Raw genomic sequence first — 13,815 nt, 5'->3', positions numbered from 1 at the left:
GCAGACGTAAAGCTTTGTCTTCCGGCTTATTTCAGAACGCGGATGCCAGGGCCGGCCAGGGTGCCGCCAATCGGTGCATACAGGGCCGTCGCGCCGTTGAAGAACATGAAGTTCGGCGATGTGGACACCGGAATGACGTCGGACGAGGTGAACAGTGCTTGTTCCGCTTCCTTCCACACCGAGCAGGATTCCTGCCCGGGCAGAACCGAGGCCTTCGCTGCCAGTTCGGTGTACTTCGGATTGTCGATCGATGCGAAGTTGACACCCGACGGTGGAGTGGGGCCGGCGAAGTACGGAACGAAGATGCTGGGGGTGTCGCTCTGGACGGTCAGTCCGATCGAGATCGACCATGACGTCAGGTCTTTTGCCGCGAATGTGTTGGAGATGATGAAGTTGTTGTCACCACCGCGAAGCTCTACCTTCGCGCCGAGCTCCTGCCACTGCTTCATTGCGTATTCTGCTGCTGCAGAAGTGGTGTCGCGGTAGTTGGCAAAGATGACCGTCAATTGCAGCGTTTGACCGTCCTTGGTCAGGACGCCGTCGGATCCGGGCTTCCAACCGGCGTCCGCGAGAGTCTTCTTCGCCGCGGCCATGTCGAACTTCGGAACTACACCGGTGACGCTGTCGAAGTCGCACGCCCGCGGATCGACTACTGCCAGTGCCGTAGCGCGTGAGCCTTTGCCGCCGGTGTTGATGTCTGTGTAATCGTCGAGATCGATCGCCTGCACCAGTGCGGTGCGTACGGCCTCGTCCTTGGTGGGGAGAGCCGCATTGTGGTTGAAGATGAACTGTCCGCTCAGGGTGTTGGACGTCATCGATTCAAGGCCGGAAGCTTCCACACGTTCGATATCCGAGCCGGCAACCGGGGCCGCGTTGACCGTTCCGGTGAGGACCAGGTTCGCCGTCGTCGCGGCGTCGGTCACGACCTTGATCGTGACCGTCTTGGGCACTCCGAGCGTGTCCGATGTGGTTTCGCCGTTCGGTCCCCAGTTGTATCCGTCGCGGCGTTCGAGGGTGACGTGATCGTTGGCCACTACTTCGGTGACTTTGAACAGTCCGGTTCCGTTGCTACTGCCTCGAACACTGGCAGGGTCGTCGAGCGCTGCCTGGCACGCCAACTTGAGAGCGCCGATGCGTTCGAGGAGGAAGGGCGCGGGTTCCGTTGTCTTGATCGTGAGTTCGTCACCGTCAGCGGTTGCTACCGCAGTTTCGGGTACGGATGCTCCCAACCACGGCGAGCCGTTGGTCTTGTCGACGACCCAGTTGATGTTGTTCGCTGCGGTCTGGGCAGTGAAGGTCGTGCCGTCTTCACACGTGATCCCCTTTTTGAGGGTGAAGTTCAGCGAAGTTCCGTTCTCGCTCCATTTTTCGGCCAGATACTGGCCGGCTGCGCGGGTTTTGGGGTCGATGGCCAACAACGAGTCGTTGGTATAGCTGTTGATCGCCTGCGTGGCAGTCAGATTGGTGATCAGGGGATGAAGGTTGCCGGGGTCGGTGTTCACGATCGTCGTGAAGCTGCCGTCCTTCGCGTAATCGCCGGAAGAATTGCCGCCAGGATCAGAGGTGCTTCCGCACGAGGCAACCGTGAGAACGCCGATCGTGACCAGAGCCGCAGTGGGCACTGAGCGAGCTTTCATCTGATGCACCTTTTGATCGAAGGATGTCGTTGATCAATGTTGCGCGAGTGACGTGGCCCAGGTCTCGTTGAATCGACTCATGCTGAGTGCCTGAATCTGTCGGATCGTCACAATGGGTGGTCGTCGTTTCTTGCCGCACCACGGTTCGGCTACCGTCGGAGTGTGCGCTCAGAATCTCGTCGATCAGATATCCAGACCTTCCATGTCATGGATGTATGGAAGGCCGCGACCGAACGTCAGCGGACACATGGTGACGTTCTGACGTTGGCTGCCGGTCAACCGTCGACGCCCGCTCCCGCACCGGTACTACGTGCGACGCGAGAGATTCTCGGCACCGAACTACTCGGATACACCGAGACTTTCGGGATCCTGCCGCTGCGCGAAGCTATTGCGCGCTACCACAGTGAGCACTCGGGAATCGCCGTCGACGCCGAAGACGTGGTGGTGACGACCGGTTCGTCCGGGGCGTTCACCTTGCTCTTCCTCGCCGCGTTCGACGAGGGCGACACCGTGGTGGTTGCTCGCCCCGGATATCCCGCGTACCGCAATACCCTTGCCGCTCTCGGCTGCAACGTCGTCGAACTCGACTGCGGGCCGGCAACTCGATACCAGCCGACGGTGGAAATGCTCGAGGCTTTGCCGTCGCCGCCTGCCGGTCTGATCGTCGCCAGCCCCGCAAATCCCACGGGCACGGTGATCTCGCCCGAGGAGCTCGCTGCATTGGCGACGTGGTGCGAGCAGCACGGCACCCTTCTGATCTCGGACGAGATCTACCACGGCATCGGGTACGGCGATCAGCACACGTCGAGCGCCTGGGAGACCTCGCGCGAATCAGTTGTGATCGGCTCGGTGTCCAAGTACTTCTCGATGACCGGTTGGCGACTCGGGTGGATGTTGGTGCCGACGTACCTGCGACGCCCGCTGCAGAGACTCGCGTCGAACATGACGGTGTGTCCGCCCGCGATCTCGCAGTACGCCGCGATCGAGGCGTTCTCGGACGAGGCGAAGGTCGAGTTGGACGGGCACGTTCAGCGATACGCCGTCAATCGTGAACTGCTGTTGACCGGACTGCCGAAACTGGGCATCACGGAGTTGGCCCCTGCTGACGGCGCCTTCTACGTCTACGCGGATATCGGCCATCTGTGTGGCGACGAGGGCGCCACCGCTTGGTGTGCGCGGTTGCTGACAGATACCGGGGTCGCGTTGGCGCCCGGAATCGATTTCGACACCGTCCACGGAAACCGGATGGTCAGACTTTCGTTCGCGGGCGCGACAGCCGACATCCAGGAGGCGCTGATTCGCCTCGAGAAGTGGCTCGGGTAACAAACAGCAGGGTCTTCGAGCTGTTTCGCCATGCGGAGGTGCCCTCTGCTGGCACGATGTCGTGGTGTCTTCTGCAGCTACGCCCAAGGGCGAACGACGTCGCCAAGCTCTGGTGGCGTCCGCTGCTGAACTATTGCTGGAAGGCGGGTTCGACGCCGTTCGTCACCGAGCGGTGGCAACCAGGGCCGACCTTCCACTGGCTTCGACGACGTACTACTTCGACTCACTCGACGATCTGATCGCGTGCGCCGTCGAGCTCAACGGCAACGCCGACATGGAAGCAATGCGCGCCAGAGTGGCTGCGGTGACCCAACGTCGGCGGGGCGCCGAATCAACGGTCGAACTGTTGGTCGAACTGCTGCTCGGCGATGAAGAGAAGCGTCCGGAGAGCCGCGAGCGTTTGATTTCGCGCTACGAACGATTCGTCGCGTGTGCCCGTCATCCCGCACTTCGTGACGTGCAGTTGCGCCTACGCGCCCAGCTCGACGACCTGTTGACCGATGCGCTTCGACGCTCGGGCCGCTCGGCTCCCGAGGGGCAACTGCGTCGTCTCGTCGCGATGGTCGACGGCGCGATGATCACGGCTCTGGGGGAGTACGACCCGGACCCACGGGGGTTGGCCAGGGGAATGCTCTTGGAATCGATCGACGTGATGGCGCCGCCGGTCTAGCTCGGTCACTATCGGGGGTAACAGCACTGCTTGGCCCCCGTTAGACTGAGGCCTCGTGAGCCGCATCCCGAATGTCCTTGCCAACCGTTACGCCAGCCCCGAGCTTGTTGCTCTGTGGTCTCCCGAGTACAAGATCGTGCTCGAGCGTCAATTGTGGGTGGCGGTGTTGCGTGCGCAGGCAGAGTTGGGCATCGACATTCCGGCCGGCGCCATCGACGACTACGAGCGCGTCATCGACAACGTCGACCTCGAGTCCATCGCGGACCGCGAGCGGGTCACCCGACACGACGTGAAGGCACGCATCGAGGAATTCAATGCACTCGCCGGTCACGAGCAGGTCCACAAGGGCATGACCAGCCGTGACCTCACCGAGAACGTCGAGCAGCTGCAGATCGTGCGTTCACTCGAACACGTCTACAACCACGGCATCGCCGTCGCCGCCCGCCTGGGTGAGCGCGCTGCCGAGTACTCGTCCATCGTTATGGCCGGACGCTCACACAACGTCGCAGCTCAGGCCACCACCTTGGGCAAGCGTTTCGCTTCGGCCGCCGACGAGCTGCTGGTAGCACTGACGCGTCTGCGCCAGCTGATCGACCGCTACCCGCTGCGCGGGATCAAGGGCCCGATGGGTACCGCTCAGGACATGCTCGATCTGCTCGACGGCGATGCGGCCAAGCTCGATCAGCTCGAAGCGAAGGTCGCCGAGCACCTCGGATTCGCGCACGTACTGACCAGCGTCGGCCAGGTGTACCCGCGTTCCCTCGACCACGACGTCATCTCCGCGCTCGTCCAGGTCGGCGCGGGACCGTCGTCGTTTGCACACACGATCCGCCTGATGGCCGGCCACGAGCTGGTCACCGAAGGCTTCCAGCCCGGCCAGGTGGGCAGCTCGGCGATGCCGCACAAGATGAACACCCGCTCGTGCGAGCGCGTCAACGGACTGCAGGTGATCCTGCGCGGATACGGCTCCATGGCAGCCGAGCTCGCGGGTGCACAGTGGAACGAGGGCGACGTCTTCTGCTCCGTCGTGCGTCGCGTCGCTCTACCGGACGCGTTCTTCGCGATCGACGGCATGTTCGAGACCTTCCTGACCGTGCTGATCGAGATGGGTGCCTACCCGGCCGTCATCGAGAAGGAACTGACGCGGTACCTGCCGTTCCTCGCCACGACGCGCGTGCTGATGGCTGCCGTGCGCGCCGGCGTCGGACGCGAGACCGCACACGAGGCGATCAAGGAGAACGCCGTGGCAGTTGCACTCGCGATGCGTGAAGAGGGCAAGGAGCCCGATCTGCTCGATCGCCTCGCCGCCGACGACCGTCTGCCGCTCGACCGCGCCGCACTCGACGAGGCTCTGGCCGACAAGGCAGCCTTTGTCGGTGCCGCGTCTGCTCAGGTCGACGCCGTTGTCGCCGAGGTCCGGAAACTTGTCGACGCCAACCCCGAAGCTGCGGCATACGCGCCGTCGCCGATTCTGTAAGGGCGGAGACCATGAACTGCATCTTCTGCTCCATCATCGCCGGTGAGGCCGAGGCCAGCGTCGTCTACGACGACGCGAATGTCCTTGCCTTCATGGATATCCGACCGTTCACGTCCGGTCATCTCCTGGTCGTGCCCAAGCGTCACGCCAGCGGATTGTCCACGCTCGACGCCGACGACGGTGCCAGGATCTTCGCGGTCGCGCAGAAGATCGCCGCGGCGATGCGTACTGGGCCTCTCCCCATCGACGGAGTGAATCTGCACCTCTCCGACGGAGCAGTTGCGGGGCAGGAAGTCTTCCATGTTCATCTACACGTCATTCCGCGAAATCGCGGCGACGGCTTCGGCCTGCGCACACTACCTCGCACACCCAATCGGGCAATTCTCGACAGCACGGCTGCTGTCATTCGCGACGCACTGAACTAGCGGTTCACCCGGTGCGGGTGATTCGCGCCGAGGTTTCTCCCCGCACCATCTGGTTATGGCCGACATCGAACTGACGTATTCCTCCGGAGTTGTCCCCAGAGACGGAGAGCTTCCCGCTCGCGAAAACATCGCAACGGTGTTCGACGAACTCGACTTCCAGACAGCAGTGCAGGCTTACCTGTGGGCCATCCCCATCGTGTCCTGGGCGCAGTGGATGGACGTGCATACCAACATCTTCGGAGCAACTGCGTCCGATATCGTCGTCTACCGCTCCTATCGTGACCGACTAGGCCTGATCACCGCCAACGCGACGACGCCGTACATCTTGAATTTTTTCGATCTCGGTACAACGGGTCCGTTGGTGATCGAGTTGCCGCCGGGGCCGACCGCCGGGGGCATCGCAGATTTCTGGCAACGAGAATTCGCGGTGCTCGGTGAGATGGGCCCCGATGCAGGCAATGGCGGCAAGACCCTGGTAGTCGGCCCAGGCCAGAGTGCCCAGGACGCAGGTGAATACACCGTTGTCCACTCCCCGATGATGCACATCATGTTCGGCCTCCGCACGCTCGATCCCGACCCGGTGCGCTCAGGTGAGTTGGTCGACGCTGTCCGGGTGTACCCCTACTCCGATCGCGAGAATCCGACTCCCACACGACTGGTCTCACCGGACGGCAAGCCCTGGAGCGGAATTCAGCCGCGGGACCTTCGGTACTGGGAACTTTTGCACGACATCGTGCAGGACGAACCTGTCGAAGAGCGCGACCGGTTCCCGATGGCGTGGCTTCGGCAGTTGGGGATGGAGAAGGGCAAACCGTTTGCCCCGAATGATCGCTTGCGGAAGATCTTGCAGCGGGCAGTCGAAGTGGGGGAGGTGTTCGCTCAGGCGAATGCGTTTGTCAAACGTTTCCCAGGGTCGCGCTACTGGCCGGATCGTCAGTGGGACTTGGCGATTGTTCTGGACAATTCCGCTCAGCGAGGCGGCAACTACGACGAGTTCTACGAACGCGCGTCGTGGTTCTACGAGGCAGTCAGCTTCTCCAAGGCGATGAAGAGTACGACGCCTGGACTCGGTCAGGCATATCTGGGTAGTTACTCCGACGCCGACGGCCACTGGTTGGACGGCGGAAACAGCTACACGCTCCACGTACCTGCCGATGTCCCGGCAAAGTTGTTCTGGTCCGCGACGGTCTACTCGATCGACACGCGGTGCCTGATCGACAACGAACAAGGGCGAGGCGACCGTGGCTCGCGGGATCCCGATCTTGTTGTCAACGAGGACGGTTCGGTAGATCTCTACTATGGACCGACTGCTCCGGAAGGGAAGGAATCCAATTGGGTTCAGACCATTCCGGGTCAGCACTGGTTCTCGTATTTCCGCTTCTACGGACCTCTCGAACCCTATTTCGATCGAACGTGGAAACTGGGTGACATCACGGCGGCCTAGATCGCACGCACCCAGATCACATGCCCTGAGATCGCACCTGTCTATTTCACGGACTACCGATCAGTTCGACGACGGAGTCCAGAAGAACACTGCGCCAGCACAACCAGTCGTGGCCACCGTCGAAAATTCGGTACGACACTTGCGCTCCGGCAGCCTCCAACGCCTGGGCGACGGCTGCGCTGTGCCCGACCATGTCGGACTCGTGCTTACCTACTTCGAGGACAACGCGTAAACCGTCCGGTGCACCGTCGCGCTCGATGCGCGCGGCTATGTCTCCACCCGGCGGACCGTCCTCCCCGCGCTTCAAGCCGGTCGGCCACCAGAATGAACCGGACCCACTGGCGACCAGCGCGAAGTGTTCGGGAAACTCGAGTGCTGCGAACATCGAGGCCAGTCCGCCGAAGCTCTGCCCCGAGACCACGTTTCGCGTTCGATCAGACGAGAAGGGTGTGACGGCGCGTACTTGCGGGAGTAGTTCGTGGACGACTGCGCTCCAGTATTCGCGGTTGCACGGCAATTCTTGCGAACGGCGTTGATTGTCAACGGAATCGATGGCCAGCAGAACGCAGGATTTCAGCTTGCCGGTCTGGACCGCACGATCGAAGGCGGCGCCGGCAGGCATGACCTCGGCCCAGTGGCGCCCGTCGAGAAGTATCACGAGTGGACGTTCTTCGAGAGGCGTCAATCCGTCGTCGACGGTCTCGTAGATCCACACCGGCCGCTCGACGCCCAAAGCCGAGCTGTTCCAGTCGACCTGCACGGAATTCCTGAAAGCCGGAGCATCCCAGCCGAACTGGACCGGCGCCGAGGGCATCTCGGCGACGGAACGCCTTGTGTCCACGCCCGCGGAGAGTGGATTGAGTGGGTCGGCAATGCGGTGTTCGAGCAGCCCTAACCAGCGGGCACGGCGGGTCGTGTCCTCCTTGCCTGCTCCCGGATAGTCGAACTCGTCGACTACGGACTTCGGTACCGGGATGATGCTGTAACTGCTGCGCCAGGTGTTCGAGACTTCGGCGGTGTAGAACCACACCGGACTGTCGTCGATCCGCTGCATGACGCTCAGTTGTTCCGCGTGATGGTCGGTCAGCGAATTTGCATCCAGGTAGACGCGCTCGACCTCCGTCTCCTCGGGCTGACGCCAGAGGAAGGTGACGCGAACAGTCTGTGTATCAACACTTTCGATGACCGGCGTGCCTTGTTGCACTATCCGATTCCAGGACGTCTCGATGTCGGGCGAGGCCGCGAGGGTAGCGGACAATTCAGTCACCGCCTGAGTTAGCATGAGCACAGCCTAACCTAATTTGATGGGCTTTTGAATTCGAGGAGTGGTCCGCCAGTGGGCGTCACAATGAAAAAATCGCGCACCGTGAAGGTGCTCTCCGCAGTCTTGGTGGCAGGGTTCGCTCTCGCCGGGTGTAGTTCTGCGGATGCCGATTCCGATCCTGATTCGGCTGCATCGCAGGGTAATTGGCCGCGCACGGTGGAGACACCGAAAGGGCCGGTGGAGATTACGTCGAAGCCGGAGAGGATCGTCTCGACCAGTGTGACGCTGACAGGCACGCTGTTGTCGATCGACGCTCCGGTGGTGGCTACCGCATCGACAGGGCCGAACACCGACGTGTCGGATGCGCAGGGGTTGTTCACACAGTGGGGCGACATAGCCGAGGAACGCGGACTTGCCGTGCTGCCGATGGGCGGCGCGAATGCGGAATCCGTTCTGGCTCAGAACCCGGACCTGATCGTCGTCTCGGCGACGGGAGGCGACTCCGTCGTCGATCTGTACGAACAGTTCACGGCCATCGCTCCGACAATCGTGGTGGACTACGGCGGAAGCAGTTGGCAGGAAGTAGCCGCCGTGCTGGGTGAAGCGACAGGTCTCGAAGACAACGCCGCGGCCACGGTCGCGAAGTTCGACAGCGCAGTAGAGGCTGCCAAGGCCAAGATCACTCTTCCCCCGCAGCCGACCACTGCGCTGGTCTACTACGAGGACGGCAGCGGTGCCAATATCTGGACGCACGAGTCCGGACAGGCGAAGTTGCTCACGGCGATGGGTTTCACGGTCGCCGACATTCCAGAGTCCGCGAAGAGCAGTGAATCGATGGGTAAGCGTAAGGACATCATCCAGGTCTCGGCCGAGAATCTCTACGACGGAATCGCGGGCAACACCCTGATCTTGGTCAGCGCCGACGACGGTGCGGTGAAAGCAGTCGAGGGACTTCCCCTGTTGGCTCAGCATCCGGCGATTCGTGATCATCATGTCTATGCCGTGGGACTCGATACCTTCCGTCTCGATTACTACAGTGCAACCAATATGGTGAACCGCTTGGTCGAGCAGTTCAGCTGATCCATAAGTACTAGTACCTCCACTCCGAACTAGTCCTTTGGTAGTAACCGAGAATCGAACATTCCCTTCACGTTCGTCGAATGTGTGACCAAGTGGTGTGGGCATGCCACCATGAACGTCAATCATCGGATGCGGAATGGGGAGTGGATGTTCGACTCGGCTGGTCAGAATGCCCCGGGGCAAGCGCTGGCATCGCGAGGCTGGGGACGTTTCAGCCTGAGCAACCCGGCTACTGCGGCCGTGATCGTCGGTCTGTTGAGCGTGCCCTGGGTATTCGGCCTCGCCAGTCTCAAGTCGGAATCCGAGACGAGCAATCGAGTACTGAGCGATCCGGCAACTGTTGTCGGCATCATGGGTTTCCTGACGGTGTTGACGATTGTGGCGTGTACGCGCCGTCGGTACCCGATCGCGTACTACCTTCTGACGTTGGCAGGATCCGCCGGGTTGATGCTCTTCCTCGGCAGCCGATCGCTTGGGGCCACACCGCTTTTCTGGTTCGCGATCATGGCAGTATCCATCCGGGTGACAGGCATGCGCCTGGTCGGACTGTTGGTCCTCGGAATGGCGATGGACGTGATCATGGCGATGTATCTCACCGAACGGGACGGGCTGACGGTCGCCGAGGTTCAGGTGGGGGAGTTGCCTCACTTGTTCCTCGAGCCGGCGGCAAATACCGTGACGAGTTTTCTGGTCGTCGCAGCCATGGGAAAGATCGTCGCGCGTCTGCGAAAGCAAGCCGTTGAGAACAGTCAGGCTGTAGCCGATCTGCACCGGGACCGCGAACGCAAGATCGCGAATGCCGTTGTCGCCGAACGGCAGGACATGGCACGCGAGTTGCACGACGTCGCGGCTCACCACATGACCGGCATGATCATCCAAGCGCGTGCCGCCGACAAGTTCTTCTCGAGCAATCCCGAACAAGCGCAAGCCCTGCTGGGCGGCGTCATCGAGCAGGGTCAGCGGGCCCTCAACAGCTTGCGGCAGATCGTGGGGATCCTTCGCCTGGGTGAAGAAGACCCCGATTTCCCGACGCCCATGGTCTCCGACATCGACGAGTTGGTCGATGACTGCAGGCGCACCATCTCGTCGATATCGCTGGAGAAAGTCGGCCGCTTCGACGACCTGGACAGTGGAGTTCAGTTGACCTGCTATCGGATCGTGCAGGAAGCGTTGTCGAACGTCCTTCGCCATGCGCCGGGCAGTGAGTCGAAGGTGTGTCTGAGCCGAGAAGCCGGCGCGGTGAGGGTGCGGGTGATCAATACTCTCGGAAATTCTCGCCCGGCTTCCGACGGGCAAAACCTCGGAATTGTGGGAATGCGCGAACGCGCGACGCTCATGGGTGGTCAACTGGACGCCGGACCGAATTCGGAAGGTGAGTGGGCTGTGCAGGCACTGGTGCCGGTGAACGGGAGGATCAACGCATGATCGATGTCCTTATTGCGGACGACCAGCAGGTGGTGCGGCAGGGGTTCGAGCTGTTTCTCTCCGGACATCCCGAGATTCGCGTAGTCGGGCATGCCAAGACGGGAGTCGAGGCGTACGAGCAGGTGCGTGCACTGCGTCCGGATGTCGTACTGATGGATATCCGAATGCCGCACGGCGACGGGTTGACTGCGACCAGGGAGGTTCTTGCCGAGTTTCCGGCGACCCGCGTCATCGTGATCACCACGTTCGATCTCGACGAGTACGTTTTCGAGGCGCTCGACAGCGGCGCCGCAGGGTTCTTGCTCAAAGACGCCGATCCCGAAGAGCTCTCGTCGGCCGTGTTGACCGTCGCCGAGGGTGGCTCGGTGCTTTCACCGAGATTGACGTCGAGACTGATCGTGGAGTTCGCGAGGCGCAAGCCGGCACCGATGTCCTCAGCGCGCTCCGGATCGGATCACGGTCTCAGCGCGCGTGAAATGGATGTGGTGCAGTTGCTGTCACAAGGCTTGGGAAACAACGACATCGCAGATTCCCTCAGCCTCGAGCAGAGCACGGTGAAGTCGCACATCAGCAACATCTGCAAGAAGCTACAGGTGCGAACCCGGGTGCAGATCGTCATCTGGGCGTACCGAAACAACGTGATCGCCGTATCTCGCTGACGCACGGGACGCTGCGCATCCGGCACGGCACGGGCAGACAAGCACAGTGCCCCGGGTTCGGCCCCTCGTCGAACCCGGGGCATCTGTGTCGCTCAGCCCAGCAGTTTGGCTTTGAGCGTCATGACCGTCGCCGGGCTCAGGCCCAGGCCCTCGGTCAGATAGCGATCGACCGACCCGTAGGTCTGGTCCAACTGGGCGAGGCCGGCATCGAGATAGCTTGCCTCGACACCCAATAGAGGCTCCATGTTGACGGCCATCTGCTCGCCCAAGCTCGCCGCGATGCCCGCGCGCGTGGCCTTCATGCCCTCGGCGGTGTACTCGTTTGTCAGCAGGTAGTCGTTCACGATCACCGAGCGGTCGACGCCGGCGATGCTCAGTAGCAGAAAGGACGTCCAGCCGGTGCGGTCCTTACCTGCAGTGCAGTGGAAGACCTGTGCACCTTCGGTTTCCGCGAGGCCGGTCAGCAACTGCGCGAACCCGGCTCGCTCCGTCGCTCCGGTGACGAAGGCGCGGTTCATGTCCTGCATCATCGAACGTGAGTCCTCGGGGGACTTGATCTTCGCGACCATCTCGGCGATGTTCCCGGACAGGATCGGAATGTTCTCGTACGCAACACCGTCGGGCAGAACGTCCGGCTTGCTGGCGATCTCGGGTGCCGTGCGCAGATCGTAAACCTTTGTCAGTCCAAGCTTTTCGAGAACGCTCATGTCATCGCCCTTGGGCGTGATCGCGTTCGCGCGGTAGAAGACTCCCTTGTTCACGGGCAGACCGAAAGTTCCCGAGTATCCGGCGCCGGTGCCTGCGACATCGCGGAAGTTGTCGATCCCGGTCAGCCGGGGGGCATCTGGAGTTTGCTCGGCACTGCCGAAGCTGCTGGAGCCTAGATCCAGTGAGCCGAATTGTGGAGCCGAGGGGGCAGGTTCGGCCTGTGCGATCGAGGCGCCGAAACCGGTGAAGAGAAAGCTACTGGTCAAGGCAATGGCCGCGGCAGACCGTAGTGAGCAGGTGCGCGTGGATCGGGACATGTGTGAGCCCTTCGTCGAGCGGTGAGAGTGGCGAGTCGATGAGGTATCGCGAAGGCAAGGTAGCGAGTTCGAGTGTCCGATTCGAGAGGAATCTTGCTTTGCTCCCTCTCAGTGGGAGGCGTGCTGCTCTGAGCGTGAGCAGCTCGGGAGGCGCAGTTCATTCCTCGAGACCTGTGTTTGTGCAAACTCTCGCCGCCCTGATATTGGTTAGCCTCACCAAATCATTCCGGAGTAGTCCGGTGCGTTCAGATGGAGTTCAACATGCGGGTTCAAGGTCTGTCGCGGTTTCGCCGCGCAGTGGTGATCGGTGCAGCAGCTGCGCTGGCGGTCGGCGTCGCCGCCTGCAGCAACTCGGAGGAGGCGTCGTCCGAATCGTCGACGACAGCCGCGAGCTCGCAGACCCGTGTCTTCGAAGCACAAAACGGATCCATCGAGATCCCGAGCGACCCGCAACGGATCGTGGCCTGCGGATACGCAGTTCTGCCGCTGATTCAGGCGGGAGCGAACCTGGCTGCGGTATGTGAGTGGACCCGTGAACTCGGCAACATGGACGACAAGACCAAGGCTGCTTACGAAGCTCTGCCCAAGGTCGCGCCCGACGGCAACGTCTCCCAGCTCAACTACGAGGGAATCGTCGCTGCCGAGCCCGATCTGATCATCATGGGCGTTCCCGCTCGAGTCGAAAGTCAGTTGGACATGGCTCAGCTCGAGGCTGCTGCTCCGGTCGTCTTCCTGGGGCCGACGGTTCCCGCTGATTGGCGAGTGCTGGGCGAGCAGTTCGCCGACGCCGCCAATGTTTCCGACACCTACGGTGAGTTCAAGGGCGAGTACGACGCTCGCACCGCCGAATTGGCCGCGAAGTACAAGGACAAGCTCGGCTCGGTCACCTTCGGAGGCGTGTGCAACGTCTGCAAGCCCGAGGCCGGAACGTTCTCCCGCGAGTACGCGTCTTCGTACACAACCAACCTCTTCGACGGACTCGGCCTGCAGTTCCCCGGCACCCCTGCCGACCCGGCTGACGTCCACGTCGAACAGGTATCCATCGAGAAGATCGGCGAGAATCTCGGAAATGTCGACGTGATCGTCTACGGCCTCAACGCCGACGGCTCGATGTCTCCGCAGCTTCAGGAACTGGTCAATTCCGAGCTGTGGAAGGAACTGCCCGCAGTGAAGGCCGGCAACGTCGTCCAGGTTCAGCATTCGCTGGCAGCGACCTATCAGACGGCTCTTCTGACGCTGGATTCGATCGACAAGGGCCTGTCGAAGCTGCCCGCAAACCAGTAGTTCATCGACTGTGACGGTGGCCTCTCGCCCAGTGGCGAGGGGCCACCTGCATATCCGGATGAGCAGGGCGGACAGCTCTCCGAACGGCGAGGACGCTCACCT

At 61.9% G+C, this 13,815-nt stretch carries 12 protein-coding genes; 9 read left to right on the top strand and 3 right to left on the bottom strand.

Annotated features, from left to right (window positions below; genetic code table 11):
* Window positions 1-26 precede the first annotated feature (26 nt).
* On the bottom strand, window positions 27-1,637 hold the full coding sequence (locus ACFWAD_RS21985) for an ABC transporter substrate-binding protein (RefSeq protein WP_378535338.1): 1,611 nt from the start codon (window positions 1,635-1,637) through the stop codon (window positions 27-29).
* A gap of 162 nt (window positions 1,638-1,799) precedes the next feature.
* Here ACFWAD_RS21985 and ACFWAD_RS21980 point away from each other — a divergent pair, with 162 nt between their 5' ends.
* The 5 genes from ACFWAD_RS21980 (at window position 1,800) to ACFWAD_RS21960 (ending at window position 6,976) form a co-directional block, all read left to right on the top strand.
* Window positions 1,800-2,960, top strand: coding sequence for a pyridoxal phosphate-dependent aminotransferase (locus ACFWAD_RS21980; RefSeq protein ID WP_378535341.1), 1,161 nt, complete (start codon window positions 1,800-1,802; stop codon window positions 2,958-2,960).
* A gap of 64 nt (window positions 2,961-3,024) precedes the next feature.
* Window positions 3,025-3,630, top strand: coding sequence for a TetR/AcrR family transcriptional regulator (locus ACFWAD_RS21975; RefSeq protein ID WP_003945736.1), 606 nt, complete (start codon window positions 3,025-3,027; stop codon window positions 3,628-3,630).
* A gap of 55 nt (window positions 3,631-3,685) precedes the next feature.
* Window positions 3,686-5,107 carry an adenylosuccinate lyase gene (purB, locus tag ACFWAD_RS21970; RefSeq protein WP_378535344.1) on the top strand — a complete coding sequence of 474 codons (1,422 nt, stop codon included), beginning with the start codon at window positions 3,686-3,688 and terminating at the stop codon, window positions 5,105-5,107.
* An 11-nt stretch (window positions 5,108-5,118) separates the two neighbouring features.
* On the top strand, window positions 5,119-5,532 hold the full coding sequence (locus tag ACFWAD_RS21965) for an HIT family protein (RefSeq protein ID WP_378547651.1): 414 nt from the start codon (window positions 5,119-5,121) through the stop codon (window positions 5,530-5,532).
* Between the two features lie 55 nt (window positions 5,533-5,587).
* The gene (locus tag ACFWAD_RS21960; protein ID WP_378547649.1) at window positions 5,588-6,976 is read left to right on the top strand and encodes a DUF1254 domain-containing protein; all 1,389 of its coding nucleotides are present in this window, start codon (window positions 5,588-5,590) and stop codon (window positions 6,974-6,976) included.
* A gap of 46 nt (window positions 6,977-7,022) precedes the next feature.
* On the opposite strand, the gene fes is transcribed toward ACFWAD_RS21960, so the two are convergent.
* Window positions 7,023-8,258, bottom strand: coding sequence for an enterochelin esterase (gene fes, locus ACFWAD_RS21955; protein ID WP_378547647.1), 1,236 nt, complete (start codon window positions 8,256-8,258; stop codon window positions 7,023-7,025).
* A 66-nt stretch (window positions 8,259-8,324) separates the two neighbouring features.
* Here fes and fepB point away from each other — a divergent pair, with 66 nt between their 5' ends.
* From fepB to ACFWAD_RS21940, 3 genes are all read left to right on the top strand, one after another.
* The gene (gene fepB / locus ACFWAD_RS21950; protein WP_378547645.1) at window positions 8,325-9,320 is read left to right on the top strand and encodes a Fe2+-enterobactin ABC transporter substrate-binding protein; all 996 of its coding nucleotides are present in this window, start codon (window positions 8,325-8,327) and stop codon (window positions 9,318-9,320) included.
* Window positions 9,321-9,467: 147 nt separating this feature from the next.
* Complete coding sequence (locus tag ACFWAD_RS21945; RefSeq protein WP_378547643.1) at window positions 9,468-10,745, top strand: sensor histidine kinase; 1,278 nt, start codon at window positions 9,468-9,470, stop codon at window positions 10,743-10,745.
* Window positions 10,742-11,404 carry a response regulator gene (locus tag ACFWAD_RS21940; RefSeq protein ID WP_378535357.1) on the top strand — a complete coding sequence of 221 codons (663 nt, stop codon included), beginning with the start codon at window positions 10,742-10,744 and terminating at the stop codon, window positions 11,402-11,404. The genes ACFWAD_RS21945 and ACFWAD_RS21940 overlap by 4 nt, the downstream gene beginning before the upstream one ends.
* Before the next feature lie 92 nt (window positions 11,405-11,496).
* Here ACFWAD_RS21940 and ACFWAD_RS21935 read toward each other — a convergent pair whose 3' ends face one another.
* The gene (locus tag ACFWAD_RS21935) at window positions 11,497-12,429 is read right to left on the bottom strand and encodes a tyrosine-protein phosphatase (RefSeq protein ID WP_378535359.1); all 933 of its coding nucleotides are present in this window, start codon (window positions 12,427-12,429) and stop codon (window positions 11,497-11,499) included.
* Between the two features lie 249 nt (window positions 12,430-12,678).
* Between ACFWAD_RS21935 and ACFWAD_RS21930 the strand changes: the two genes are divergently transcribed.
* Window positions 12,679-13,713 (top strand): ABC transporter substrate-binding protein, encoded by a 1,035-nt coding sequence (locus ACFWAD_RS21930; RefSeq protein ID WP_378547641.1) that lies wholly within the window; start codon window positions 12,679-12,681, stop codon window positions 13,711-13,713.
* The last annotated feature ends 102 nt before the right edge of the window (window positions 13,714-13,815 follow it).

Source organism: Rhodococcus sp. NPDC059969 (assembly GCF_042738325.1).
Classification (GTDB): domain Bacteria; phylum Actinomycetota; class Actinomycetes; order Mycobacteriales; family Mycobacteriaceae; genus Rhodococcus_F.
Note: the sequence above shows the minus strand (reverse complement) of the source record. Positions and strands in the feature narration are given on the sequence as shown.

What these genes read in the sequence shown, in the direction of transcription:
- ACFWAD_RS21985 (WP_378535338.1), bottom strand. Translation starts at nt 1,637, where the DNA reads ATGAAAGCTCGCTCAGTGCCCACTGCGGCTCTGGTCACGATCGGCGTT.
- ACFWAD_RS21940 (WP_378535357.1), top strand. Translation starts at nt 10,742, where the DNA reads ATGATCGATGTCCTTATTGCGGACGACCAGCAGGTGGTGCGGCAGGGG.
- ACFWAD_RS21935 (WP_378535359.1), bottom strand. Translation starts at nt 12,429, where the DNA reads ATGTCCCGATCCACGCGCACCTGCTCACTACGGTCTGCCGCGGCCATT.
- ACFWAD_RS21965 (WP_378547651.1), top strand. Translation starts at nt 5,119, where the DNA reads ATGAACTGCATCTTCTGCTCCATCATCGCCGGTGAGGCCGAGGCCAGC.
- ACFWAD_RS21930 (WP_378547641.1), top strand. Translation starts at nt 12,679, where the DNA reads ATGGAGTTCAACATGCGGGTTCAAGGTCTGTCGCGGTTTCGCCGCGCA.
- fes (WP_378547647.1), bottom strand. Translation starts at nt 8,258, where the DNA reads ATGCTAACTCAGGCGGTGACTGAATTGTCCGCTACCCTCGCGGCCTCG.
- fepB (WP_378547645.1), top strand. Translation starts at nt 8,325, where the DNA reads ATGAAAAAATCGCGCACCGTGAAGGTGCTCTCCGCAGTCTTGGTGGCA.
- ACFWAD_RS21945 (WP_378547643.1), top strand. Translation starts at nt 9,468, where the DNA reads ATGTTCGACTCGGCTGGTCAGAATGCCCCGGGGCAAGCGCTGGCATCG.
- ACFWAD_RS21960 (WP_378547649.1), top strand. Translation starts at nt 5,588, where the DNA reads ATGGCCGACATCGAACTGACGTATTCCTCCGGAGTTGTCCCCAGAGAC.